Below are 25,029 nucleotides of genomic sequence, written 5' to 3' on the forward strand. Positions count from 1 at the left end.
ATCTTATGGCGATACTTTTTCAAATACTATTTGAAAACTACTTTGTACTTCTTATTAGGAGCTATGATATTGGTTTTCGTTATTGACTTGAATGAAATACAGAATCAAATGGGCGAATTACCCAATTATAGCATATCTCGTGGAGCGGTACTAGCAGCTACGCGCGTACCATTAATCATTCAACAAATCATTCCATTTATCACACTAGTTGTGAACATAGTTGTTTTTTTTAACCTAAACAGAACCAGTGAATTAGTGATCTCACGTGCCATAGGAATTTCCATATGGCAACTACTCAATCCTTTTGTCGTTGGATCTATTCTATTAGGGATTTTTACAGTATTAGTGATCAATCCGATTGCTACATCAGGAGAAAAAATAGGCATCGATCTCATACAACAATGGAAAGATAATGGCGACAAACAAAAATCAGATATCATCCCTTGGATGCAAATAAGCAATCCTCAGCAAGATATCTTCATAGGTGCAAAAAAAAAACTATCAGAAAATCATATCTGGGAAGATTTCACTTCTATTACTATTGATAAAAAAAACAAAATTATTCATCGAAAAGATGCCGATCTTGCTATCATATACAATGACAAAGTAAAACTCAAAAAAGTAGTTGAGTATCAATATGGCAGGATTCCAATTGATAAAAATTCAACGACACTCAATATCCCTATTAAAATGGATGGTTTTCAAAAATTTTCTGAACAATTCGCATCGCGTTCCTTTTATGAAATAATCAAAAAGATGAGTTTCTCTAATAAATCAAACATTTTTCATAACTATCGTGCGGAAACTCAATTCTATTTTCTCATAGTTATACCACTCATGCTTGTAGCTATGACCTTGATAGCGGCCTCTGTGTCTTTAGAATTTAGTCGATCTAATCAGCCTCGTATTATCGTGGCATACGGAATATTTTCTGGATTTATGCTTTATACTATTATAACAATCATGAAATCCTTTGGGAAAAGTGGCATTTTGCTTCCTGTTGCCGCCGCGTTAATTCCAGTGATTCTCACAATATCCCTTAGCATATTAATTCTTCTGCAGAAAGAGGACGGTTAACATTGCGATATAATTACAGACATCTAATAGGTGCAACTACTTTTTTTCTAGCATTTAATATAATAACCCCCCAAGGGACGCCCCCCTCCAATGAACAAACTACCACGAGTACTCCTTCTAAAATAAAAAAGAACGAAACTAATCGTCACTCAGAACTAGATATATCTTCAGACGAGATCGTTCTTAATTCCGAAGGAAGCACTACCACTGCTGTTGGAAACGTAAAAATAGAATATAAAGGATATCATTTATCTGCCCGCGACATAACATTTAATCATAAGAACCATAGAATTATTGCTAGCGGTAATATTAAACTCATTGAGCCTGATAAACGCCAAATACATGCAGAATATCTTGACATAACTGATGATTTTACAAATGGTATCATCAAGAACCTCACCATCAAGATTCCAGCAGACGAAACCTATCTAACCGCTTCAAGTGCGCAAATCATCGGGCAAAGAACTATATTTGATAAAGGGACGTACACAGCTTGTTCTAGCTGTTCAAAACCGAACAGTCGCCCTCCTTTTTGGATAGTAAAATCTAAAAGAGCTATCCTCAATAGGAAGACACATACTATACGCCTAGAGAAGCCTTATTTAGAAATTTTCGGAAATTCCATATTCTATTTTCCGTTGATTGAAATTCCAGATGAAACTGTAGTCCGCAAAACAGGTTTCCTCACACCATTATTTTCTTCCGGAGAGAAACAAAGATTCGGAGTTGGCATACCATATTATTTGGTTATATCTGATAACTCAGATGCAACCTTTACGTTTTCTCCTCATCCTAAAAAAGGGATTTTAGGTGAAATGGAACTGCGCAAGTACTTTCACAGCGGCAAACATACATTACATGCAGCTTACATGTATAATAATAACGTTGAATCAGGTGAAGAACGCCACCAAGCAATGCTAGCATCCATTGCAGAGTTCGAGATAAATCCTATATGGAATCTTGGATGGCACCTGAAAAAACAAACTTCTGGCCAGCTTTCTTATAACTATTATTCAGATGCTCTTAGCAAAAGAATAAACATAAATCAAATATATCTGACAGGAACTGGCGAAAAAAATAGTTTTGATATGCGAGCATTGCATTACCACATACAGGAACCATTATCCAAGAACGAAAAAAAATTCCCACAAGCCAATATTTATCCTCTCATAGACTATCGCTATGTTGACCTTCAATATGCCAAAAGCCAGCAAATATCCATCACTGGAAATATTACAGCAATATCTCGTGCAAAAGAAAAAAACACTATCAACCAAATGAAGCATGATTCACAACCCTGGATTCCTAATGGTATAAATAGACGATTAAGTATAGAAGCAGACTGGAGAAAAAAAATTATAGGACCCTTGGGGATACTTTTTACACCTATTGCAAATATAAGAGGTGATCTACATTACCTTTCTTTCAACAGAGATTTAAGCTCGGATACGATAAGCAATAATCCAAACTTTGTAGCGAGCAAGATGTTAACTGCGGGATTAGATATACGGTATCCAATTGTAGCTGTTACGCAAAAATCGCGACATATTTTAGAAGGGATAGCCCAAGTATACGCAGCTACAGACGAAAAATATATCAAAACAATACCTAATGAAGATTCTCATAGCCTTGTATTAAATTCGACATCTCTCTTTACACAAAATAGATTTTCCGGTTTTGACCGAATAGAAGGCGGAAACCGTACTAATTTAGGAATACGCTACATAGGGAGTTTTAATAATCTATTTACAATTAATGGAGTAATAGGACGATCGATCCATATCCTTGGAACAAATTCTTTTTCCATTCCCGATTCCATAGGCATAGGACAAAACTCGGGACTAGAAGACAAATTCTCTGATTATGCTGCAGCAGTGAGACTATCTTTATCTCCTAAGATTACGTTTTCCACTCAAACTTTGATTAATCCAAAAGATTGGTCTACACGCCGCACGGACACAACTATAGATTATACTATGGGTTCATACGAAGCCAATATCAGTTATACACATATTCCCGCATACCCTTTATATGCGTATGACGCACGTAAAACTATTCAATCTAGAATAAAATTCAAAATAAATGATGTGCTTTCTGCAGATGCATCCTTAAAATGGAATATGCGTGCTGAACTCCCCTCTCATTCAATTGGGTTAGCCTATCAAAATGACTGTGCTACTGTCAAAATTATTTATAAAAATGAATCCCCAAACATCCATGGTTATAAAATTCAAGCAAGATTATCCCTACGAACCATTGGAGATTTCAATCCTATCGATATCGATGGTTAGCCCGTATATGTTAGTTAATAACAAGCGATGTACGAATCCCAATATAAGGTATTTCAAATGACTTCAAAGGTTTTTACTTCATTAAGCGATTTTATCAAACTGCTTACAACATATTTTGTCTTAATCATCTTCTGTATTGTCCCTATTGTTTCATATAAATCGTGGGCCATGTCTAGTCGAATACGTACTACTATTAATGGAGAAGTAATTACCGATGGCGATATCTCAAAACGCATAGCTCTATTAAAACTACAGAAAATCAATGGAGAACTTGAGAAAATAGCTGTACAAGAACTGATAGTAGAAACTTTAAAAAAACAGGAAATAGAGAAGTCTGGTATTACATTTGATTCAAATACTGTTAATTACTTTTTCGTACAACATGCTAGAAATACTGGACTTTCAGCAGAAGACTTTAGCTCTTTTTTAGATAAACAAGGCATCGGAGACAATCACTTCAAGCAATACCTTGCAATACAATCAATATGGCCCGACGTCGTAAAAAACGATTTCATGTTAAAATACGGCAATCTTGAGATGGAAATACCTGCTAATAAACAAAAAATGAAAAACATAACTGTCCGAGAATATCTTATAAGGACAGTACTCTTTTCAATACCTGACAATAAATTGCAAAATCAAGGTTTTGTCCAAAAAAGAATCAAGGATGCAGAAGAATCACGCCTTAGATTACCAAAAGATTGTAATAAACTCGAAAAATTTGCCTCTAAAATACACGACGTATCTATTGGAAAAGCCCAATACCTTTTAGAATCTGACTTACATCCCCAATTTCAAAACCTTTTGAAAAAATCACAAAATAATACAACCAATCCTTATGTTACACAGAAAGGCGTGGAGTATATTGCTATCTGTGATAAAAGAGATTTAGGTGGCGAAATTGCTCTAAAAGCATATCTTAGCGCTCAAAATACTCCTACAAAGATCGAAAAACACGAAGCAGAGTATGTGAAAAAATTACGTTCAAACGCAATTATCCATTATTACTAGTAGGGTAAATGTACTTTATGGATGAATTTCTACCCTTGATTCTCACCCAGGGAGATCCAGCTGGGATTGGTCCTGATATATCACTGAAAGCATGGGCAAGTCGTCAAATAACAGCAATTCCTCCTTTCATTTATATCGGAGATGTAGATGTTTTGAATGCACGGGCTAAACAACTGAATCTTAGTGTTCCACTCTATGAAACAGATTGTAAAAATGCTGTCTCAATCTTTAAAAAAGCATTGCCGATTATTAGTTCTCCATGTGGGGCAAAAATTGTAACAGGAACGCCTAATCCTCAAACAGCATCTAGTACCATTGCTAATATTGAAAAAGCTGTATCTCTTACTTTATCCGGCCAAGCATTAGCAATTGTTACCAATCCAATTGCAAAGTTTTTGCTATATCAAGAGAAATTTAAATTTCCTGGACATACAGAATTTCTGGCTGAATTAGCAAAAAAAAATACAGGAATCACTTTTAAACCAGTTATGATGTTATCAGGACCACAATTACGCACTGTACCAGTAACGATCCACATACCGATTGCAGATATTTGTCGTATTCTCTCAACAAAACGAATTATAGAAACATCCGACACTGTGTATAATGCTATGAAAAAATACTTTGGGATCAATAATCCTCGTATTGCTATATCAGGTCTCAACCCGCATGCAGGAGAAAATGCAACTATTGGCATAGAAGAAAAGAATATTATCATTCCAGCTATTACATATTTAAGAAATGACAATAAAAATATTATAGGACCACTTCCTGCCGACAGCATGTTTCATCATAGCGCACGCCAATGCTATGACGTCGCTATTTGTATGTACCATGATCAAGCACTTATTCCAATAAAAACTCTTGACTTTAACCAAACAGTCAACATTACACTGGGATTGCCTTTCGTGCGTACTTCGCCCGATCATGGTACCGCCTTTGATATTGCAGGCAGTTCTCTTACTCAAGAAGAAAGTCTTGTTTCTGCTCTAAAAATAGCTGCACAACTCGGATATCAAAAGAATTTATGCAATGACCATGAACAATAAATCACATTCCTTGAAAACTATTCTTTCTCATTATAAAATTATTCCTAAGAAATATATGGGACAAAATTTTCTTTTGGACCTTAATATTCTGAAAAAAATCGCGGAATCATCAGGTTCGTTAGATGGAATTACCGTTATAGAAATTGGTGCAGGCCCAGGAAATTTAACCCAAATGCTCCTCACATTAGGGGCGCGAAAAGTTATTGTTATAGAAAAAGATCAACAGTTTTTCCCAATTCTAAAAGATATCTCTTCACAACACCCAAATCGATTAGAAATCATACAAGACGATGCGTTAAAAGTGGATTTTGAAAAATTCTTCAATATATCCTCTCCAATTCGTATAATTGCAAATCTCCCATACAATATTGGAACACGATTATTATTTAACTGGATTTCTGCTGATACCTGGCCTCCTTTTTGGGAGTCATTAACTCTACTTTTCCAAAAAGAAGTAGGGGAACGCATAACAGCACAAAAAAACAGTCCTCATTATGGAAGATTAAGTGTCCTTACTGGTTGGAGAACAAAAGCCACGATGATGTTTGATATTTCACCTCATGTTTTTTTTCCTTCACCTAAGGTAACTTCAACCGTTATTCACTTCATTCCTCATTTAAATCCTATTCCTTGTTGCTTAGAATCTCTCAAAAAAATTACGCAAGAAGCCTTTGGGAAAAGACGCAAAACACTAAGGCAAAGTTTGAAAAGGCTCGGTGGTGAAAATTTATTGCACCAAGCAGGAATAGAAACAAATCTCAGAGCCGAAAATCTTTCTATAGAAGATTTTTGCCGTATCACAAATATACTGACCGATAATCAGGATATTGCAATTTAAAAGATCGCAAAAAATTTATTTTCATGATAAGGTAGGATCATCCTCTACTTATTCACTATTATCCTATTACTTGGCAAGTCCTGATAGAATCGTATGATCAAGTGTGTTGAATCTAGAATACTATACCTATGAAGATTAGAAAACTTTCTGAAAAAATCATCAATCAAATCGCTGCTGGTGAGATAATTGAAAGACCTTCTATTGCAATCAAAGAGTTAATAGAAAATTCTCTCGATGCGGAATCAAGTCGTGTTGAAACAGTCATTGCTGGAGGAGGCAAATCCTTCTTTCAAATTACTGACAATGGTTTTGGGATGACATCGGAAGAAATCCCAATGGCGGTACAACGCCATTGTACATCTAAAATATCCGATGATTTTTCTAATATCCACACATTCGGTTTTAGAGGCGAAGCACTCCCTTCGATAGGAGCTGTATCTCATCTTACTTTGATGAGTCGCCCTCCTCAAAATAACACGGGCGCACAAATTGCCATTTCTGGAGAAAAAATATCCTCTGTTCGTCCTGTCGCCATGAATCCAGGTACTATTGTAGAAGTTCGAGACCTTTTTTTTACAATACCTGCGAGATTAAATTTTTTAAAAAGTGAACAAGTGGAAACTAACTTAATCACTGATGTCATCCGCCGTATGGCTATTGCTTACCCTAAAGTAAGCTTTACATTTTCAACGATTAAAAGTAATCGTTATAAAATGAATTTTCAGTCTACCAATGGTAATTTCCCCGAACGTATTTCTCAAGTCATTGGAGAGGATTTTATTAATAATGCAGTTGAACTTAATGAAAAATCCAATGAAATTACTCTTCAAGGATATACAGGAATTCCTACTTTCAATCGAGGGAATGCAAATCAATTTTATGTTTTTATCAATGGTAGAACAGTTCAAGATAAATTTATTCTTTCGACGATTCGAACGGCCTATGCTGAAACTATACCATTAGGACGCTATCCTGTTGTGGTGCTTCTATTAGAGATCGATCCGAGACAAGTAGATGTCAACGTCCATCCTGCAAAATCTTATATCCGTTTTCGCAATCCCACTATAATACGTAATTTCATTATTCAAAGCATTCAAAAAGCAATTAATAAGAAAGGAATCTCCACTTCTTCTGTTCTTTCTAAGAAGATGATTTCCTCTTTTCATCAAGATAATGCCCCTAAAACTCATCTTCCAAAATATGCAACTTCGCTCACCAATACCCAAGAAAAACTTTTCCTTCAAGAAAATCGTTTATCTACAAACGATTTATTACCTAGTGATGATCCTACATATTCCGAAGATAATGATCCTGTTGAAGAATCCGAAGCAACGCATTACCAACTGGGAATAGCATGTGCACAAATTCATCAAAACTATATTATTTCTCAAACTACTGATGGATTAGTCATTGTAGATCAACACGCCGCACACGAACGACTTATTTTTGAAAAAATGCGTCAAGATTTTAATAGTACTAAAATCACTTCACAAACGTTATTGACACCAGAAATAATAGATCTGCTTGAAGGGGAATGTGCTCTTATCATGGAACATGATGAAGATCTACACCGATTAGGAATCAAAGCTGAGCGTTTTGGTCCTAACGCCATCGCTATTCGTGAAATTCCCGCAATTCTTTCCAAAAAAAATATACCACAACTCCTTCGAGATATTATTGATGAAATCATAGACAGCAGTACAACATATACTCTTCAAGATAGGATAGAGAATATACTTGCAACTATGGCTTGTTATGGTTCTATTCGTTCAGGTAGAAAAATGCAATCCATTGAAATGAATCGATTATTGCGGGAAATGGAGAAAAATCCGAATAGCAGTCAGTGTAATCATGGACGACCTACTTTTATCAAACTAAAGTTATCTGATATAGAAAAATTATTCGGACGTTAAAAAAGAAATCATGTGTTACATATTAATCTAGTATAGAAAGAACGTTGGCGATATGTATAATAAAGTTGATGAGAATGAAGCTAGTATTCGATATAAAGATGGAACATTCGAAATTATACGACCTGGAACATATGTTGTATGTGCTATTACAGGGCAGCGTATTCCTCTAAAAAAACTGTGTTATTGGAGTGTTGATAGACAGGTGCCTTATGCCAACGCAGAAGCCTCCTTCGAGGCCGAAAAGATTTCTGGTAAGATTCCTTACTAACCACATGGTTTTTTATTACTATTAGCAAAAGAAACAACTGTCATTTCAACTAAATTCGTGAGATCATCTGGATTTTCAAAAACGATATCAACTTCAATCACCATGCTCTTCGCGAAAATTTCTTCAGCTCTTCCAGGGCGTTTGTGTAAACGCATTGCATCTTTCGCAGTTGTCACTAGAATTAAACCTTTTTGTTGAGCTTGATCAAGAAGATACGCTATCTTCTTATCGCTAAGATGTGCGTGATCCCCAAAAGAATAACATTGTTCAATAAGCGCACCTAGTTGTCTCACGGTAGTAAAAAACTTTTCTGTATCCGCAATACCAGAAAAAGCGAGAACTTTCTTACCAGAAAGGTCAAATGTCAAACGTGGTTTTAATTTAGCAAAATAAACCGACTTATTCTTAATACTAGAAATCACATTTTTTTTATTACCGACATAAAGAATGGCATCAACATACGAAAGTTGTCTTGACAATGGAACTCTTAAAGGTCCTGCTGGAAATACCAATCCATTGCCCAATCCACGATGAGAATTTACTACTATCAAAGAAAAATCTGCTTGTAAATCAGCTGAATGGAAACCATCATCCATAATTATAATATCTACTCCTTCTTGGAGTAGCATTTGCACACCTATTTTCCGATCACTCGTAACAATAGTCACTGCTCGTCGAGCAAGCAAAAGGGGTTCATCCCCGACATCATAAGCACTATGTTTCTCTAAATCAACACGGAAAGAAATCCTAGATTTTCGACCATATCCACGCGATAAAAATCCTGGTTTGAGATTCTTATCAATAACAGCTTTCGCAATAGCTAATGCAGTTGGTGTTTTCCCTGTCCCCCCCATGACAAAACCACCAACACAAATAACAGGAATGGGAGCATGCAAACGCTGGCCACGTTTCATCAATTTAGATGAAATAAAAGAATAAATCCAAGATATAGGATAGAGAAAAAATGAATAAAAGCCTCGAGCTTTCCACCAAAATAACGGACTTTTCATCATGAGAGGGAAAATATCCTTATATTTTTTACTTGTCTAAAAAGAGCACTCAAATCTCCTACTGTTTAAATGATGGATCTTTAGACAATAAATGATTTTGAAAAATAAGTGGATTAACATAAGAATCCAAGGAGCGTAACGTAATTTTAAGAGGTCCTTGCATTTTTTTAACCTCATTTATAGCAGCATTAATCATCTCATATCGTATTGTTGGTTCAGATAGTAATGAATATACCATATCGGCTAATGTCCCAACTTCTTCTACTATGCGTACAGCACCAGAAGAGACCATTCTTCGATAAATATCTCGAAAATTTTCTACATTCGGACCAGATAGAATAGCACACCCAAGCATAGCAGCTTCAAGAGGATTTTGTCCTCCACTAGCACAAAAAGAACGACCTATAAAAGCAATTTCGGTCATACGCAAGTAAAAACCCATCTCACCAATCGTATCCCCTAAAAATATATCAACCTCTGCATTTATAACATCTCCACGAGAACGACGCGCTACTTTCAATCCTTTAGCTATAAGTCTTCGCTCTATCGCATCACAACGCCTAGGATGACGTGGTACGATAATAGTTAAAACATCTGTACGGCATTTAATAAAATTATGTACGTATACCGCTTTATCTTCTTCACCTTCAAAAGTTGAAATTGCTGCCCAGGTATATCGCCCCGCAATTGATTCTTGATATAAAGAAAGCAACTCTTTATCGCATGGGAGAGATTCAGTATCTATTTTCAAGTTACCGGATACAATCAATTTTTGTGCGCCTAACTCTTTATAACGCCTGAAATAACGTTCAGATTGTACAATGACCAAAGAAAATTGACTAAAAATTTTTTTGGAAAAAGAGAGGACAGTCTTCCAATTCTTAAAAGAGCGACGAGACATACGTGCATTAACAAGAACTTGAGGTATACGCTGCTTGGATAATTCAAAAACCGTCAACGGCCATATGTCTGATTCGGATAAGATCATACAATCTGGCTTCCAATATTTTAAAAAACGTGAAACGGCAGGTTGTATATCTAATGGAGCATACTGGTGAATTGCATATTGTCCCAAATATTTCCGAGCTACTTTCGCAGAAGTAGCAGTCATCGTCGTTAGCAAAACATTGACATGACGACTCCGTATAGCAGGGATAAGTCCTATAAGCGCCATTGTTTCTCCAACACTTGAGGCATGAAACCAAATAAGAGGTCCTATGGGACGTAGAGCAGTTGGATAACCTAATCTCTCTCCAAATTTCCTTCCTCTTTCCCTATTGAACACCCTATAAAGGCTTAGAGATACTGATAGAAAAGGCATAAAAAAAATGCCCCCCCAACGATATATTCCTAAAAGAATACAATCTAAAACATTAGCCAATCAAACCAACCCTTCGCATATTAATATTCTGTGTATCCTTACAAATGAGGAATAATTTCAAAAAATAATACTGAATCAATCAACTCTATTCTTTTCCTAATTCATAATGAGGGAATCTAGAAATATCTACGACGAAGTAGCGCATTAATGCATTATCAACCATTTGCTGAGATTTTTCTTTCCAAACATCATACGCATTAGAATAACTGGAAAATATTCCAACGACATCTATATCATCAGGATTACGCATTTTTTTCTGCGTGATATTCTCTAATTCTCCTCCAAATACCAAATACAAAACCTGTTCTTCTTGGATACCGTTAATCACAATTATTCCCCTTCTCTCATTATCGTCGTTTTTTCACTCCTTAAAAGCAAAAAATTTTGTTCAATCACATCCTATAAAGTTGATAAATGTTGCTTAAAAGATGGGAAATGCCACTTAGCAGAAGCAAATAACACTTCATGATTTACTTGAGAACGATTGTACGTCAATAATTTTCTATCTATATCAACCAACGCACCACCAGAACACTCAAGCAATAAATCAGCAGCAGCAAGATCCCAATCATTGGCATTTCGATCAACGATAAGGACATCTACTTCTCCACTTGCAATCATTAATATACGCAAACACAAAGAGGATATAGAAGATTGTCGCCGGAAGCGAACATAGGAATCTAATCCCTTTAATGAAACATCACTCGCCATAATCGCTAGACTATCACTCATTTGATTTGAAGAAACAGATATATTCTTCCCATTACATGTTGATTTCATCCCAACAGAAACGAAAAATTCCTTACCAAGAGCGGATGCATGCACCACACCAATCACGGGACGACCATGATGTACAACAGCCACGCTAATACACCATTCGTTCCTGCCTTCAATAAATGCTCTAGTTCCATCAATAGGATCAACTACAAAAAGGGTTTCATAGTTCAAACGCTGCAGATCATCATCTGTTTCTTCTGATAGCCACCCATATGCAGGACGCAAAGGCCTTAAAAACGATTCAAGATAATCATTGACGGCAATATCAGCATCACATACTGGAGAAGATCCTTCGTGTTTCCACCAAACATTAGGAGAACGAAGAAAATACTGCATAGCTACCGTACTTGCACCCTGAACAGCCGATCTGACTATATCAAGATCCTGTTTCCACTCATACATAAAATCTATATCCATCAAACATAATTTTTTATACCAATATAACAGATTCATCCCACCAAACATACCATGTAACATTGACATTAATTGATAAATCTCATTTATTATTTTCAAAAAACTAAATATATTTTCTCAGATACGACAACAAAAAAAATTTTGTGAAAATTTGCGCATTACTGAAATGGCTTACACCATGGAATGCGATGAAGCTCAGGATAATACAACTTATCTCTCATAATAACCCATTCCTGTACTACAGATGATTGAGGATGATAACCATGTGCGGATTACCAGTCTCCAGATGACTGTTTGTAGGAAATCCACAAAGAATTGTAAAAATATCTATATTCCAATAATTAAAAAGGATCACTATAAATGACTAGTCGTAATCCTCTATTCACCAATAAAAATCTTTAATATCTAATATTCATTATACAGGATTATAAGAGAAAAAATAGATCTTCGTATCGCCATATTTACGCTCTTGCAGAAAATGAAATGCAGCTCCAACCGATATACAAGTCCCAGCATATTCTTCTATAATTACTAAGGCATTGGGCTCCAACCATCCTTCCTTATCTATTATTGCTAGTGCTTGTTGCGCTAATCCTTGACCATAAGGAGGATCTAAATATACCAACTGAAACGGACTTATATTTCCTATCTTTCCCAAACGTAAAACATCTCGAAAAAAAATATTGCAGTTCTTTTCTACACCCAGAAGTTCAGAATTTCTACGGATTAATCTTATACTTTCAGAGTTATTATCAACAAACAAAACATAATGACAACCTCGCGACAAAGCTTCAAATCCGACAGAGCCCGTACCTGCAAATATATTTAGCATACGTGTAGAATCTAAAAAAACAGGATAAACATGCGTTAAAATATCAAAAAGGGCTTTTTTTGTTCGACTATCACTAGGACGAATAGATCTATTTTGCGGTGTATGCAACAAACGTCTTTGAAATTTACCTCCAATAATCCGAATTTTATTCATTTTTATTATCTAATAAATGATTGTTATATAAACGATCGCTGTCTTTTTTCATAAAAAAATACTTTTCACAATCTTCGAGCAGATATCCCTACTCATTTTTTTGCACTTGTTCTACGCAAAGATCTTTTGGAAGGAAAACTAGGAGATCGACGATGATTTTCTTCTCGCTGTCCGGAATCAGATAAAAAAGAAGAATGAATACCTTTTGCCATCCAAACATTAGAAGCAAGATTTCTTCTGTGTACTGGAGTCGCAAGTTTTTTTTGCTTACTCAATCCATTTTTCTGACTACTATTTTTCTTCATTCGTGTGAAGTCATCAGGTACCTCACTGATAATATTCGGACGATCTCGAACAAGCGTTTCAGAAGAATAAATAGGAGCATCTAAATTAACTTGTGCTTCTTCTAGCAGATGGGGACCCAATTGTTCACGCAATATTTTCTTAGAAACTTCTCTAGTAGATCCTGCCAATAATGTCCCCAATTGAAAAGGACCATATGAAATACGAATTAGCCGATTTACTTTCCAATTAAAAAATTCAAAAACCTTTTTGATTTCTCTATTTTTCCCTTCACGTAAACCTACTGTCACCCAAGCATTCGAACCTTTTTGAGTATCAAGCGTTACCTGCATATCTCCGTAACAAATACCTTGAATAACTATACCTTTCTTCAGTAGATTGAGCTTATCTTGATCTACTTGCCCATGAAAACGCACGCGATAAACACGTAACCACTGCGTCGAAGGTAGTTCAAGCACACGAGCCAGCCCCCCATCATTGGTAAGAAGGAGAAGCCCTTCTGTATTGATATCAAGACGACCTACCGAAATAACACGCGAAAAAATACTAGGCAAGTTATCAAAAACAGTCGAACGACCATCAGGATCGGAATGAGTCGTTACTAATCCTATAGGTTTATGGTAAAGCCATAAACGCGTCCTTTCCGCTTTCCGTAGCGGAACACCATCAACTTCGATATGATCAGTCGACATTACATTGACTGCTGCTCTTTCCAGTAAAATACCATTTACTTTTACTCTTTGTTGCGCAATCATGCGCTCAACCTCACGCCGAGAAGCAATTCCAGCACGAGCGATAACTTTCGATACTCTTTGTGGCGTAAAATTTTCTTGCACAATATTCTTATCTTTCAAGGACTGAATCTCCTATGGTATAGTCCCACGCTATTGGACTTTATACAATAGATATTTTAGTAACATATTTTGTAGTGTAATAGAAATATATAAATAAAATCAATCGTTTATCTTCTCCTTTTTTCTAAAATATCTTACAAAAATAACCTTGGATTTATCGATAATTTTTCTCATCTTCCCCGTACTTTTCTATACTAAGGAACCAATATACTAATAAAAGAAGAAAGTTCGCTCATGACAGATAACACAGGGCTTGGTCTCATTCAAGAAGGGAAAGAATGTGATTAGCAGAGAATGCTGAATACTCGCCCTGACGTCAAACAGTTTCTACCTAATATATCAATGGCATAAGAGCAGTATTTATTCGCTTGTAACAACGTTGCCACAAAGTATCAATTTCAGCAGATCACGTGCTCTGGCGCTCAAACAAACATTGATCCATAGAAGATGTACGCCTTATTATTAATTAGATGCAATCCGGGATTGTCAGTATTCTCTGAAAGTATTTTGGCCAACACATTAGTCTTAGCACTTTACAAACATCTATCTTATCCTACATGTTGATAATACTTTTTTAAAACAAGCATTATATTCCAAACTATTGTAATAAGTATCAGTCTGGATAAGGACGAATTTTCCATGTATATCAAGAAATTTCATCCATCATGGCTAAAGAAAACTTGAGCTTTACACCACATCCAAAACCTCAGCCTTCCCTCCTTTTACATGATCAAAAATTCTGACGGGACCTGATCGCTTTCATGTTGTTGTTATTTTATCAAAATAATTCTTAGAGTTGTATTTTGATAATTCTACTATTTTTCTTGATTATTTAACTTATAGGTTATGCTATACGATTCGCCGATGGAACTTCTTTAAAAAAAGAAAAGCTTATAAAGCAACAATACTGAAAGCAAATTATCACCTCTTCTATCAGTATGGTTTCGTAGCAAAAGTAATGGAAGATCGTAATATGAGGAGATGACAACAAAATATCCCTTAGGCTAGTAGCAGTCTAGATCGGAGGAAGGTGTTTAATAAAAAAGACCTGTAACTCACTTAAAGCCACAGAAACTCTTTAATTTCACTCATTGTAATATCATTTTAAGAAGGATGAAATTTTACCAAAGGAAAAACCCCAAGAATGATAATCGAGCTAGTATTTGTAAGGACTTTTAAATATTGCGGGTAACAGAGTATCGAATTGACCTTGAAATTAGCTGCTAATATAGTTTCCACTTGTTGCAGATTAAAAATAATGATGGATTTTTCTAAGAAATACCGTATCGCCTCCTTGCGAGGACTATTGCTGTCGATGAAATAACCCCCCTAACATATCATCATGCGACTGTGATCCCATAATCCATCACAGAATGAAGATTTGGCATACGGAACGAGCAAACTATTATTAATCGAGATTCAGTGCGATGAAGGCCTCCATCTCGAATTAAAGCTTTAATATCGATATCACCATCCAAATATGGTAACTATTTCTTAGATTGTTATTGTAATAAAAAACGACATTATGGACAGTAGCGATACTCAAAGAGTCATCAACAACCCAATACATAATTGATATTTAATTGGAAGAAATACCAATATTAAAATTAATCAATGATACGTCCCTAAAAATTATACAGTTAATTTGTGTGCCAAAAACATCATGATAAAATAGCTTGAATATATCTACCAATCCATTATACTCGGAAAAATAAATTACCTACCACCATAGTATATTTTTCATCACATATCGTGCAACAATGTCGCTGATCCTACAATGAGATCTATGCAAAAATAGTTATTCGCCTCATGTTCCAGTAATAGAATTGCGCACTGTACAAATAAATATCCGAGGTCTTATGAATAATTCTACAATAAAAACATCACATGATCCCCTTTCTTCTATTGCAAAACGTGCTCTAGAAGAAGCTAAACAGCGCAAATCTGCCAACAATAAAGATGCAAAACTTCCAATAGAAATAGGAGGGAGGAAGGGACTAGATCCTACTCGTTTTGGAGATTGGGAAAAAAACGGAATATCAATAGATTTCTAGCATCCATTATCTAAAGAACTACATTTTACTCTATTAAATTCAAAAAAAATTTTTAGATACCACGGACTCCAATAATTTATAGAATGCATGTATATGCGATTAATCAAATAAACTAGAAATAGATCGTTCTTCGAAAGTGCGGTTAATAGCTTCTCCCATTAACTGAGCAATAGTAAGAATACGTATCTTAGCAGAAGATTTTACTAAATCTGTAGGTTGTATAGAATCAGTAATCACTAATTCTTTCATTTTAGATTTTTCTATGCGCTCAATAGAAGAGCTCGATAAAACACCATGTGTAATGTAAGCTGTCACACTTAAAGCTCCCTGTTCATATAGGGCATCAGCAGCACCACAAAGCGTTCCTCCAGTGTCGACGATATCATCAATAAGAATACAATCTTTACCCTCTACTTTCCCTATAATATTCATAACTTCAATTTTCCCTGGATGTTCTCGTCTTTTATCAACGATGGCTAACAAACATCCTAACCTTTTAGCAAGTGCACGTGCACGCACGACCCCCCCAACATCAGGAGAAACAACCATAAGATTGGAAATATCATTACGCTCTTTAATGTCACGTTCTAAAATAGGCAACGCATATAAATTATCGGTCGGAATATCAAAAAAACCTTGAACTTGTCCTGCATGTAAATCCAACATGATAACACGATCAGCTCCAGCTTGCGTAATCAAATTAGCAACTAATTTAGCAGATATAGGCGTGCGAGGACTAGGTTTTCGATCTTGACGACAATACCCAAAGTAAGGAATTACTCCTGTAATACGCCTTGCAGAAGAACGACGCACAGCATCTATCATAATAAGCAATTCCATTAAATAATCATTAGCGGGACAAGAAGTAGATTGAACTATAAAAACATCTTCTCCCCGCACATTCTCCCCAATCTCCACAAATACTTCTCTATCAGAAAAATATGTGACCGAAGCCTTTCCTAAAGAGGTATGCAAATAATCACAAATCTCTTGAGCAAGATTCCTATTGGAATTTCCTGCAAAAATTTTCATATGAAACGTATCCTATTCAAAACGTAAAACAATTTCTTAAACCAAATTTATATTCCAAAAGTAATAAAACTTCTCCTAATAGTTCATCATTATATTTCCCAACCACTCAACATTCACACATCAACTCCAATCCACATTCGAGTAATACCGGCTCCTTTTAAAAATCAAAAGAACACAGTATACAAAAAAATTAAAAAATACCACTCATTCGAAGACGACCTTGCACGGCATATAATACCATTAGACATATCAAAATAATTTTATTTAATGGATTGTTTAATTTAAAATACAAATAATTGATATGCTAATACTTTTTAACAAAAATGCTAATTCACAAAAGGCATCAATTCCACTTTCTCATGAGATACAACTAAAATCTTAAATAATTCTCCCATACTTTTTTTATCAGCGGATGTGCTCACTAAACGTTTTACAGAATCTAATAAAATATCTTTTCTTGCTGTTTGCTTCATAAGGGAAAAAGCTCTTTGCCAAATTCCAAGCCCTTCTAAAAATTTACCCTGCGTTGTCAATCCATTGATATATAACTTGTACAAAATAGCAATTGAAGATAACCGCTGAAAATCAACATGACTACTAAGATCTGCTTGTCCTGGATTTACTAATGGAGAAACATAAGTATGTCCCTTAACTGCCTGCAATGTATCACCTACACGAGATTGCAAGTATCCATAATCAATAACTATTGCCGTTCCACCATCACACGCCAATCTATCAGAAATGGACTGCATCTCACGATCTCGACATGGAGAATTTTCAAATATCGCCCCAAGAAAATAATCACTGCACGTGAGAAAATTTGATTTTATTTCATGATCTCCTATATTAAAGACAAGAGAATCATGCTGATCTATATCTATCATACGTTCACGGATACCATGCTCTGTCATAACAAACTGTTTAATTGGTAAACTATCAAAAAATTCATTGGCCACAAGAAAAGTGAACCCTAGAGGCACATCCGCAAGACTCGTATACCAGTTTATCTTATCCCCATAGGATGCAAGCTGTTTCTTTTGAATTAGCGTGAGCCTTTCACTGGTTTCAACCATATAAATCGATAGAACAGAAAAAAAATCAGGCTTTAATTTGCAAATCACCCGCAGAATATCCAGCATCATAATTCCCCTCCCCGGCCCCAGTTCTACTAATCTGACGCACGACGGAAATCCATGTTGTTCCCAAGCGCAAATTAAAAAGATCGCCAACATCTCCCCAAAAATCTGACTGATTTCTGGCGCAGTAACAAAATCACCGACAGCACCAAAGGGATTACATGTGCTGTAATAACCAAACTCAGGATCCGCAACGCACAATGCGAAATATTGGTCAACAGTCATCTGACCATTTTTTTTAATAAGATTAACAATTTTTCGAATCAGCTTATTTTCCAAAAGAACTCCCTGATTTTGAATTCATAGATTGAAAAACCATCCCTACACCGACGAGAAAAGGCAGTATTGATAAGATCATTCCCATTGTCATCCAACCACCTAACAAATATCCCAATTGATAGTCTGGTTCACGGAAAAATTCCATAAAAAATCGCACAACAGAATAACAAATAGCAAAAGCACCTGCCGTCAATCCCGGACTTTTGAAAGAACCACGATAAACCATCAACTGCATGATCAAGAAAATCATCAATCCTTCAGTGATTGCTTCATATAACTGACTCGGATGACGTGGCAAACTACCTCCATCAGGGAAAACCATAGCCCATGGTACCCAAGAAACCCTTCCCCATAATTCACCATTGATGAAATTAGCAATACGCCCCAAAAATATTCCGACTGGCACAGAAGCAGCTACAAGATCTAAGAAAAGCAAAAAAGAAAAACAATAAATGCGCGACAATAAAAACAACGATACAAACGCACCTATTAAACCACCGTGAAAAGACATTCCCCCTTCCCACAAGAAAAAGATATGTAATGGGGAGTTCCAGAACACTTGCCAGTTATAAAAAAGGACATACATAATGCGCCCACCGACAATCACGCTTATTGCCAACCAAAAAAAACAGCTTTCTTGGCAATCTCCTTCCTTATAAACAAGATTCTCGTTATTTTGCTTCTCCGTCCACAATGCAGGTTTCCCTAGCAAATACTGTATGTACCAAATGCCAAATAACATCCCCACTAAATAAGCCAATCCATACCAACGAATAGCAATAGGTCCCAGTGATAGCGCAACAGGATTAAGGTTAGGATACGTTAAAATAGACCATAACATGTATTCTCTTTCCATTTACTACTCCCTTCTTTCCCCTAAACACCACTCTAAAAACATTTTCCCACCGTTAACACTATAAACTAACATAAACGCATAAAACCAACTAATACATTGTGATGATCAACATAATACGATAAAATACACCTGATTAATTCTTTTACCCATAGGATAATAAAATGTCATTTAGATCAAACCAATTTTTTCAACAAGCATCTCGTTTAGCTAGTTGTGCGTCGGATGCTTTCAAAGACATATCCAAAGAAGCAGAGAGTTTCGCTCAAATAAAAATTCAGAGAACCTTAAATTCTATGGGGGTTGTGCGCGCAGAAGAGATCGAGAACGTTAAGCGCACGACATCCCATCTTCGCGAAGAAATCACCGCGATCGGCAAGCGTTTAGAAAAAATTGAACAACAACTTGCTGACCTTGAATTATTCATAAACCAAAAAGAAAAAGAATAATATCCACGGCATAATTTCAGATTAAAAGCCGATGGATCCTTGAAATTATGATTGTTAAATCATTAAGCCGATTCGGAAACGGTTGTGCAAAATGAAAAATGCCTCGCACTTAACCATTAGATCAAATTTTACAACGAGCAAAAACCTATGACAAGAAAACCCAATGTCATGATTATAGGTGGTACGGTTGGGCGGATTTGAACCGCCGACCTCAGGTGCCACAAACCTGCGCTCTAACCAACTGAGCTACAACCGCATAATAAATAAATCTTCTCGAATTATCCCCTACGAACCTATATTCAACGCCTTCAACCGTATACTGTCATCTCCTTAAAAAACAACATCCACCCTCATAAACAATATATTAACCTTAATGATAAATTAACGTTAATGACTACAAATTTACACTTCCAGATCATATACACGTTCGGTATTCTCTTAGAGAGATGTCGAGCAGGCGTCAATACCCTTACTAGATTTTGAACACATACTGGACACAAGATGATCATAACGCAATATCCTTTCGTAGACAACATTGTACATCCGTACAAAAATTTGATACAAAGAGAAATACTAGTGTTGTCAAAACAGTATCCTTTTGCAAAATATTGGGCGTATATCAATATTTTTGAGAATAACATTCATGCTGACATAGTCTCACCGTTTGTGCATATCTCGTAGAAGAAACTTAAAATCATGTGAGTGCCATAAAAACTGAAAAATTTCTGAACTATACTAGGATAGAAAAAACCAAAAGGTTCAAAAATGAGTACTGATTCTATTATATCAAATCCTGAAGACATTTTGACAAGCAACTGTAAAGGTAATACACAGGATTTATCTAAAAAGAAGATAGACAATGGTTTTGAAACCGAAAAATCAAAAAAAGAAAACCCTTGCCATGATTCTTTTGAGCAATCAAATTTTACAGATCAAAATCAAGAATCTGTAAGTAATACAAACTATTTAGATTCAGAAAATACGTTTGTGTTTGATCCAATTCCTCGCACAGTTCGTTTTACATGGAACATAGATGCTCATGGATATCTAAAAGAAATTTCAGAAGAATTACCTAAAACTATTGGGAATTATGCCTTCAAAATGATTGGCATGCGCTTGTGTGACGTCAGCGATATACTTCATATTGACCCTAATAATCATATTGGCGATCTTTTGAAACGACAAAATACTTGGTACGGCAAGACTACCCTATGGCCCATAGAAGGAACGAATTTGTATGTCCCTATTGACCTCGCTGCTTTGCCAATATACTCAAGGAATCGTGAATTTAGCGGTTTTAGGGGATTTGGAATTGTTCACGTGAACCGAGTAGACAACGATCCAAGGGCATTGGGGAAGAGACTAGATAAGAAATTTTCCCACTTGCATGAAATAAAAAAAGGTCATTCTTCTGTTGAAAAAGAAAAATATGATATCTTCTCTCAACAATCTCCGCCACCTCATCTTAGGATGAAAAACAAAGTATCCTCTCTTACTGAATACTATGCCCATAAGGATGATGTTTTAAAAACCGAGAAATATCCTTTGCTAACTAGTGAAGAATCCTCTCTTCCAGAACAAGAAGACTTCCATACTATTAACTTAAATCAGTATACCAAAAAACAATATTTTGGTACTCTCCAAAATAATTCCAAAGAAAGCTTTGAATATTTATCCCACCGTAATCACCCATCGTTGTCCGCGTATTTTGATGAAGGAGAAAATTTAACACCAGAAACTGTTGACAAATGCCCAATACCTTTTTTTGTATACTCACATGGGAATTTGTTCTACGCCAATCCTTCTTTCCTCCTTCTGACAAAGTATAAAAGCGTCGATGATATAGAAATAGCAGGAGGCTTGTCTACGTTATTAGATGCTCCCAAATTATCAGACAACAATGCTATAAAGCCTGTGATGTTATATCGTTCTGATAGAACATGTATCGCTGCATCCGCTCGTTTGCATACCATTCAATGGAATCGAGAGAATTCACTTGCTATGACTTTTATTCCTTTTGAAAAAGCCAACCAATTTCCAGAAAATATGCCTCAAAACGGGATAGAACCTGAAGATGTAGATACAAGAATTAATAAGAGAAAAATGGAAATTGAAGTCATGCAATTATGCTCCATTTTAGAAGCAACCTCTGATGGCATCGCTATTATCAATAGAGAGGGAATAATACTTTCTACTAATCGTGCGGTCAGTAAGTTATTTGGCTATCCTGTAGAAGATATACTCAGAAAACCATTTACGGTATTTCTCGAGCAAAACACCCCAAGTGTTATGAACCATTATCTTACAGAGATTTTATCTCTTGATTTAAGACAAACACTGGAAAAAATAACTTTAGGAAGTACTAAAGAAGAGAAGCTTTTATCTCTGCGTATTATAATAAAAAAACTTCCTTTTTCTAGTTGTTACTCGCTCACAATGCATGATATATCTGAGTGGAAACAAGAGAAAAATAAACTTTCTCATGCTAAAAAAATAGCAGAGAAAGAAAGCTCGCATAAAAGTGATTTCCTAGCGCGTGTGAGCCATGAAATTCGCACCCCCCTCACTGCTATCATTGGCTTTTCTGAAGTTATCAAAAATCAAAGATTTGGACCCTTAGGTAACCCTCGTTATATAGAATATGCCAATTACATAGATCGCTCTGGGAATCTTGTTCTTGATATTGTTAATGATCTCCTTGACATATCAAAAATAGAATCTGGGAAGATGAATTTACATTTTGAACCGGTGTCTTTAGATGAAGCGGTTTCTGAAGCTATTTCTTTAGTACAACTATACGCGAATGAAAAACGCATTCTCATACGCACTTCATTTGCCAACAATATCCCTCGAATACTTGCCGATCTACGTTCTGTAAAGCAAATAGCGCTTAATATATTATCAAATGCAATTCATTTTACTCCTTCGGGAGGACAAATTATCATTTCTACTACACATACAAGCAACGAAGAAGTAATCCTACGCGTTAGAGATACTGGAGTAGGCATGACAAATTATGAATTAGAGAAGGCTATGAAACCTTTCGGACAAATACCTAATTCTCAACAAATTCGCGGAGAAGGCACTGGTTTAGGATTGCCCCTTGCCAAAGCAATGGTAGATGCTAACATGGGAAAATTTTATATTTTTTCTACCCCTGCAAAAGGAACTTTGATAGAGATTATTTTCCCTCTATACGACACATCACATCCACATGACTGCATTTAAAATACATTTTTGGACACTCAATAATTAAATTATTTTGAATTCTCTTAGATAAAGTCGTATTTTTCTTTCTGTTATTGTCTATCGAAGAGAATTTCTCTAATCATAAGATTTATGCTCGTTGAAATAGTGGATTATTCCCATTCAATAGTTGCAGGCGGTTTAGAGGTAATATCATATACAACTCTATTAATTCCCTTTACCTCATTAACTATCCTTATCGCTACTTGACTCAGAAAGTTCATATCGTGGTGATAGAAATCCGCCGTCATACCATCTATCGAGGTTACTGCCCTCAAAGAACAAACATATTCATATGTACGCTCATCACCCATTACTCCCACTGTCTGAACAGGTAATAAGACTGTAAATGCTTGCCATATCTTACGATAAATTCCTGCTTTATGAATCTCTTCACGATAGATAGCATCAGATTCACGCAAAATATTTATTCTTTCCTCCGTAATTTCTCCAATGCAACGAATAGCAAGCCCCGGACCTGGACATGGATGACGCTCAACAAAACTATCAGGTAATCTTAATTCTTTCCCAAGAAGGCGCACTTCGTCTTTAAAAAGCTCTTTTAATGGCTCTACAAGTTTCATATCCATGTGCTCAGGCAATCCTCCCACATTATGGTGGGATTTAATAATAGATGAAGGACCACCAAAAAAAGAAATACTCTCAATAACATCAGGATATAAAGTCCCTTGTCCGAGAAATTGAGCACCACCTATTTTTTTTGCTTCTTCTTCAAAAACTTCTATAAATAACTGTCCTATAACTTTCCTTTTAGTCTCTGGATCTACAATATTTTTTAATTTTCTTATAAATCTCTCTGAAGCATCTACGACTCTTAAAGGGAAATTAGGATAACCTTTGAATAATGAAATGATATTTTCTACTTCGTTTTTACGCATAAATCCGTGATCAACAAGCACACATGTAAGATTTATCCCTATTGCCTCATATATCAGAAATGCAGCTACAGTAGAATCAACCCCTCCTGATACGGCGCAAATGACACGTTCATTTCCTACTTGTTCCTTAATACGAGATACTATCTCCTTGTGATAGGAAGACATTACCCAATTATCTTGGATACCAGCAACATGATGCACAAAATTGTCTATTAATTGAGATCCACCTACCGTATGAACAACTTCTGGATGAAACTGCACAGCATAATATTTTCTTTTTTCATCCGCAATAAAAGCAAAAGGAGTACTATCTGATGATGCTATTACCTCAAATCCTTCTGGTATATGCTCTACCTGATCACCATGACTCATCCAAACCTGTTGCTTGGAACCTTTTTCCCACATTCCTTTTAGTAAGGAACAATTTTTTTTAATCTCAATGAAAGCACGACCAAACTCTCGACTTTGAGAATTTTTTGTCTTTCCTCCAAGAGATTGACACATAATCTGTTGTCCGTAACATATTCCCAGTAAAGGAATATTCGATTCCAAAATCTCTTTTGGAATTTGAGGGCTATCAATATCCAAGGACGAAGCAGGACTCCCTGATAAAATAATTGCCTGAGGATTTTGCTCTTTAAAATAATCTAGTGCATTTTTAAATGCTATCACTTCGCAATAAACTTTACTCTCACGCACGCGTCGCGCAATCAACTGAGTGAATTGACTTCCAAAATCAATAATAAGAACTTTGCTTGATCTTTCTCTCTTGTGCATTATGTCCTTTCATTTTTCCCTAAGAATTCTCAAATATACCTAGTAATTTAGCTATCCGGAATCATACTTGGAATAAAAACCTCTTTCACTTCGACAATTATTCAATATCAACATTGGCTGATGGACGATATAA

General features: G+C 35.8%; 20 protein-coding genes and 1 tRNA gene. 10 read left to right on the forward strand and 11 right to left on the reverse strand.

Annotation, left to right across the window (positions count from 1 at the left end; genetic code table 11):
- The first annotated feature begins 63 nt into the window (after positions 1-63).
- The 7 genes from CD16_RS01340 to CD16_RS01370 all read left to right on the forward strand — a co-directional run bounded on the left by CD16_RS01340 (position 64) and on the right by CD16_RS01370 (position 8,447).
- Complete coding sequence (locus tag CD16_RS01340) at positions 64-1,077, forward strand: LptF/LptG family permease (RefSeq protein WP_244612078.1); 1,014 nt, start codon at positions 64-66, stop codon at positions 1,075-1,077.
- Positions 1,078-1,079: 2 nt separating this feature from the next.
- On the forward strand, positions 1,080-3,368 hold the full coding sequence (locus tag CD16_RS01345; protein ID WP_012778614.1) for an LPS-assembly protein LptD: 2,289 nt from the start codon (positions 1,080-1,082) through the stop codon (positions 3,366-3,368).
- Positions 3,369-3,536: 168 nt separating this feature from the next.
- Positions 3,537-4,379, forward strand: coding sequence for a SurA N-terminal domain-containing protein (locus CD16_RS01350; protein WP_238556179.1), 843 nt, complete (start codon positions 3,537-3,539; stop codon positions 4,377-4,379).
- Positions 4,380-4,396: 17 nt separating this feature from the next.
- Positions 4,397-5,428 (forward strand): 4-hydroxythreonine-4-phosphate dehydrogenase PdxA, encoded by a 1,032-nt coding sequence (gene pdxA, locus CD16_RS01355; RefSeq protein WP_012778616.1) that lies wholly within the window; start codon positions 4,397-4,399, stop codon positions 5,426-5,428.
- Positions 5,412-6,266: a 16S rRNA (adenine(1518)-N(6)/adenine(1519)-N(6))-dimethyltransferase RsmA gene (gene rsmA / locus CD16_RS01360; RefSeq protein ID WP_012778617.1), complete on the forward strand. Its 855-nt coding sequence runs from the start codon at positions 5,412-5,414 to the stop codon at positions 6,264-6,266. Before pdxA ends, rsmA begins: the two co-directional genes overlap by 17 nt.
- Positions 6,267-6,394: 128 nt before the next feature.
- Positions 6,395-8,179 (forward strand): DNA mismatch repair endonuclease MutL, encoded by a 1,785-nt coding sequence (gene mutL / locus CD16_RS01365; protein WP_012778618.1) that lies wholly within the window; start codon positions 6,395-6,397, stop codon positions 8,177-8,179.
- A 52-nt stretch (positions 8,180-8,231) separates the two neighbouring features.
- Positions 8,232-8,447, forward strand: coding sequence for a DUF2093 domain-containing protein (locus CD16_RS01370; protein WP_012778619.1), 216 nt, complete (start codon positions 8,232-8,234; stop codon positions 8,445-8,447).
- On the opposite strand, the gene lpxK is transcribed toward CD16_RS01370, so the two are convergent.
- The 6 genes from lpxK to CD16_RS01400 form a co-directional block, all read right to left on the reverse strand.
- Entirely contained in the window at positions 8,444-9,460 is a 1,017-nt protein-coding gene (lpxK, locus tag CD16_RS01375; protein WP_012778620.1) for a tetraacyldisaccharide 4'-kinase, read from the reverse strand. The genes CD16_RS01370 and lpxK overlap by 4 nt on opposite strands.
- 55 nt (positions 9,461-9,515) lie before the next feature.
- Entirely contained in the window at positions 9,516-10,838 is a 1,323-nt protein-coding gene (locus CD16_RS01380) for a 3-deoxy-D-manno-octulosonic acid transferase (protein ID WP_012778621.1), read from the reverse strand.
- Positions 10,839-10,923: 85 nt separating this feature from the next.
- Positions 10,924-11,166 (reverse strand): DUF4170 domain-containing protein, encoded by a 243-nt coding sequence (locus CD16_RS01385; protein ID WP_012778622.1) that lies wholly within the window; start codon positions 11,164-11,166, stop codon positions 10,924-10,926.
- A 71-nt stretch (positions 11,167-11,237) separates the two neighbouring features.
- Complete coding sequence (locus tag CD16_RS01390; RefSeq protein ID WP_012778623.1) at positions 11,238-12,098, reverse strand: 3'(2'),5'-bisphosphate nucleotidase CysQ; 861 nt, start codon at positions 12,096-12,098, stop codon at positions 11,238-11,240.
- 346 nt (positions 12,099-12,444) lie between these two features.
- Positions 12,445-13,014, reverse strand: coding sequence for a 16S rRNA (guanine(966)-N(2))-methyltransferase RsmD (rsmD, locus tag CD16_RS01395; protein ID WP_012778624.1), 570 nt, complete (start codon positions 13,012-13,014; stop codon positions 12,445-12,447).
- 92 nt (positions 13,015-13,106) lie between these two features.
- Positions 13,107-14,171 (reverse strand): pseudouridine synthase, encoded by a 1,065-nt coding sequence (locus tag CD16_RS01400; protein ID WP_012778625.1) that lies wholly within the window; start codon positions 14,169-14,171, stop codon positions 13,107-13,109.
- 1,859 nt (positions 14,172-16,030) lie between these two features.
- Here CD16_RS01400 and CD16_RS01405 point away from each other — a divergent pair.
- Entirely contained in the window at positions 16,031-16,225 is a 195-nt protein-coding gene (locus tag CD16_RS01405) for a DUF1674 domain-containing protein (protein WP_015452351.1), read from the forward strand.
- Positions 16,226-16,324: 99 nt separating this feature from the next.
- On the opposite strand, the gene CD16_RS01410 is transcribed toward CD16_RS01405, so the two are convergent.
- The 3 genes from CD16_RS01410 to lgt all read right to left on the reverse strand — a co-directional run bounded on the left by CD16_RS01410 (position 16,325) and on the right by lgt (position 19,528).
- Positions 16,325-17,257 carry a ribose-phosphate pyrophosphokinase gene (locus CD16_RS01410; RefSeq protein WP_012778628.1) on the reverse strand — a complete coding sequence of 311 codons (933 nt, stop codon included), beginning with the start codon at positions 17,255-17,257 and terminating at the stop codon, positions 16,325-16,327.
- Between the two features lie 326 nt (positions 17,258-17,583).
- A complete protein-coding gene (locus CD16_RS01415) occupies positions 17,584-18,672 on the reverse strand; it encodes a class I SAM-dependent methyltransferase (protein WP_012778629.1) in 1,089 nt (362 codons plus the stop codon).
- Positions 18,662-19,528 (reverse strand): prolipoprotein diacylglyceryl transferase, encoded by an 867-nt coding sequence (gene lgt, locus CD16_RS01420; RefSeq protein WP_012778630.1) that lies wholly within the window; start codon positions 19,526-19,528, stop codon positions 18,662-18,664. Before lgt ends, CD16_RS01415 begins: the two co-directional genes overlap by 11 nt.
- A gap of 161 nt (positions 19,529-19,689) precedes the next feature.
- On the opposite strand from lgt, the gene CD16_RS01425 reads away from it, so the two are divergent.
- Positions 19,690-19,974, forward strand: coding sequence for an accessory factor UbiK family protein (locus CD16_RS01425; RefSeq protein WP_012778631.1), 285 nt, complete (start codon positions 19,690-19,692; stop codon positions 19,972-19,974).
- A 179-nt stretch (positions 19,975-20,153) separates the two neighbouring features.
- On the opposite strand, the gene CD16_RS01430 is transcribed toward CD16_RS01425, so the two are convergent.
- Positions 20,154-20,230, reverse strand: a tRNA-His gene (locus CD16_RS01430).
- 509 nt (positions 20,231-20,739) lie between these two features.
- Between CD16_RS01430 and CD16_RS01435 the strand changes: the two genes are divergently transcribed.
- The gene (locus CD16_RS01435) at positions 20,740-23,202 is read left to right on the forward strand and encodes a PAS domain-containing sensor histidine kinase (RefSeq protein ID WP_012778632.1); all 2,463 of its coding nucleotides are present in this window, start codon (positions 20,740-20,742) and stop codon (positions 23,200-23,202) included.
- A gap of 131 nt (positions 23,203-23,333) precedes the next feature.
- Here CD16_RS01435 and guaA read toward each other — a convergent pair whose 3' ends face one another.
- Positions 23,334-24,896 (reverse strand): glutamine-hydrolyzing GMP synthase, encoded by a 1,563-nt coding sequence (gene guaA / locus CD16_RS01440; protein ID WP_012778633.1) that lies wholly within the window; start codon positions 24,894-24,896, stop codon positions 23,334-23,336.
- Positions 24,897-25,029: the final 133 nt, after the last annotated feature.

It is taken from the genome of Candidatus Liberibacter asiaticus (genome assembly GCF_000590865.3).
Lineage (GTDB): Bacteria > Pseudomonadota > Alphaproteobacteria > Rhizobiales > Rhizobiaceae > Liberibacter > Liberibacter asiaticus.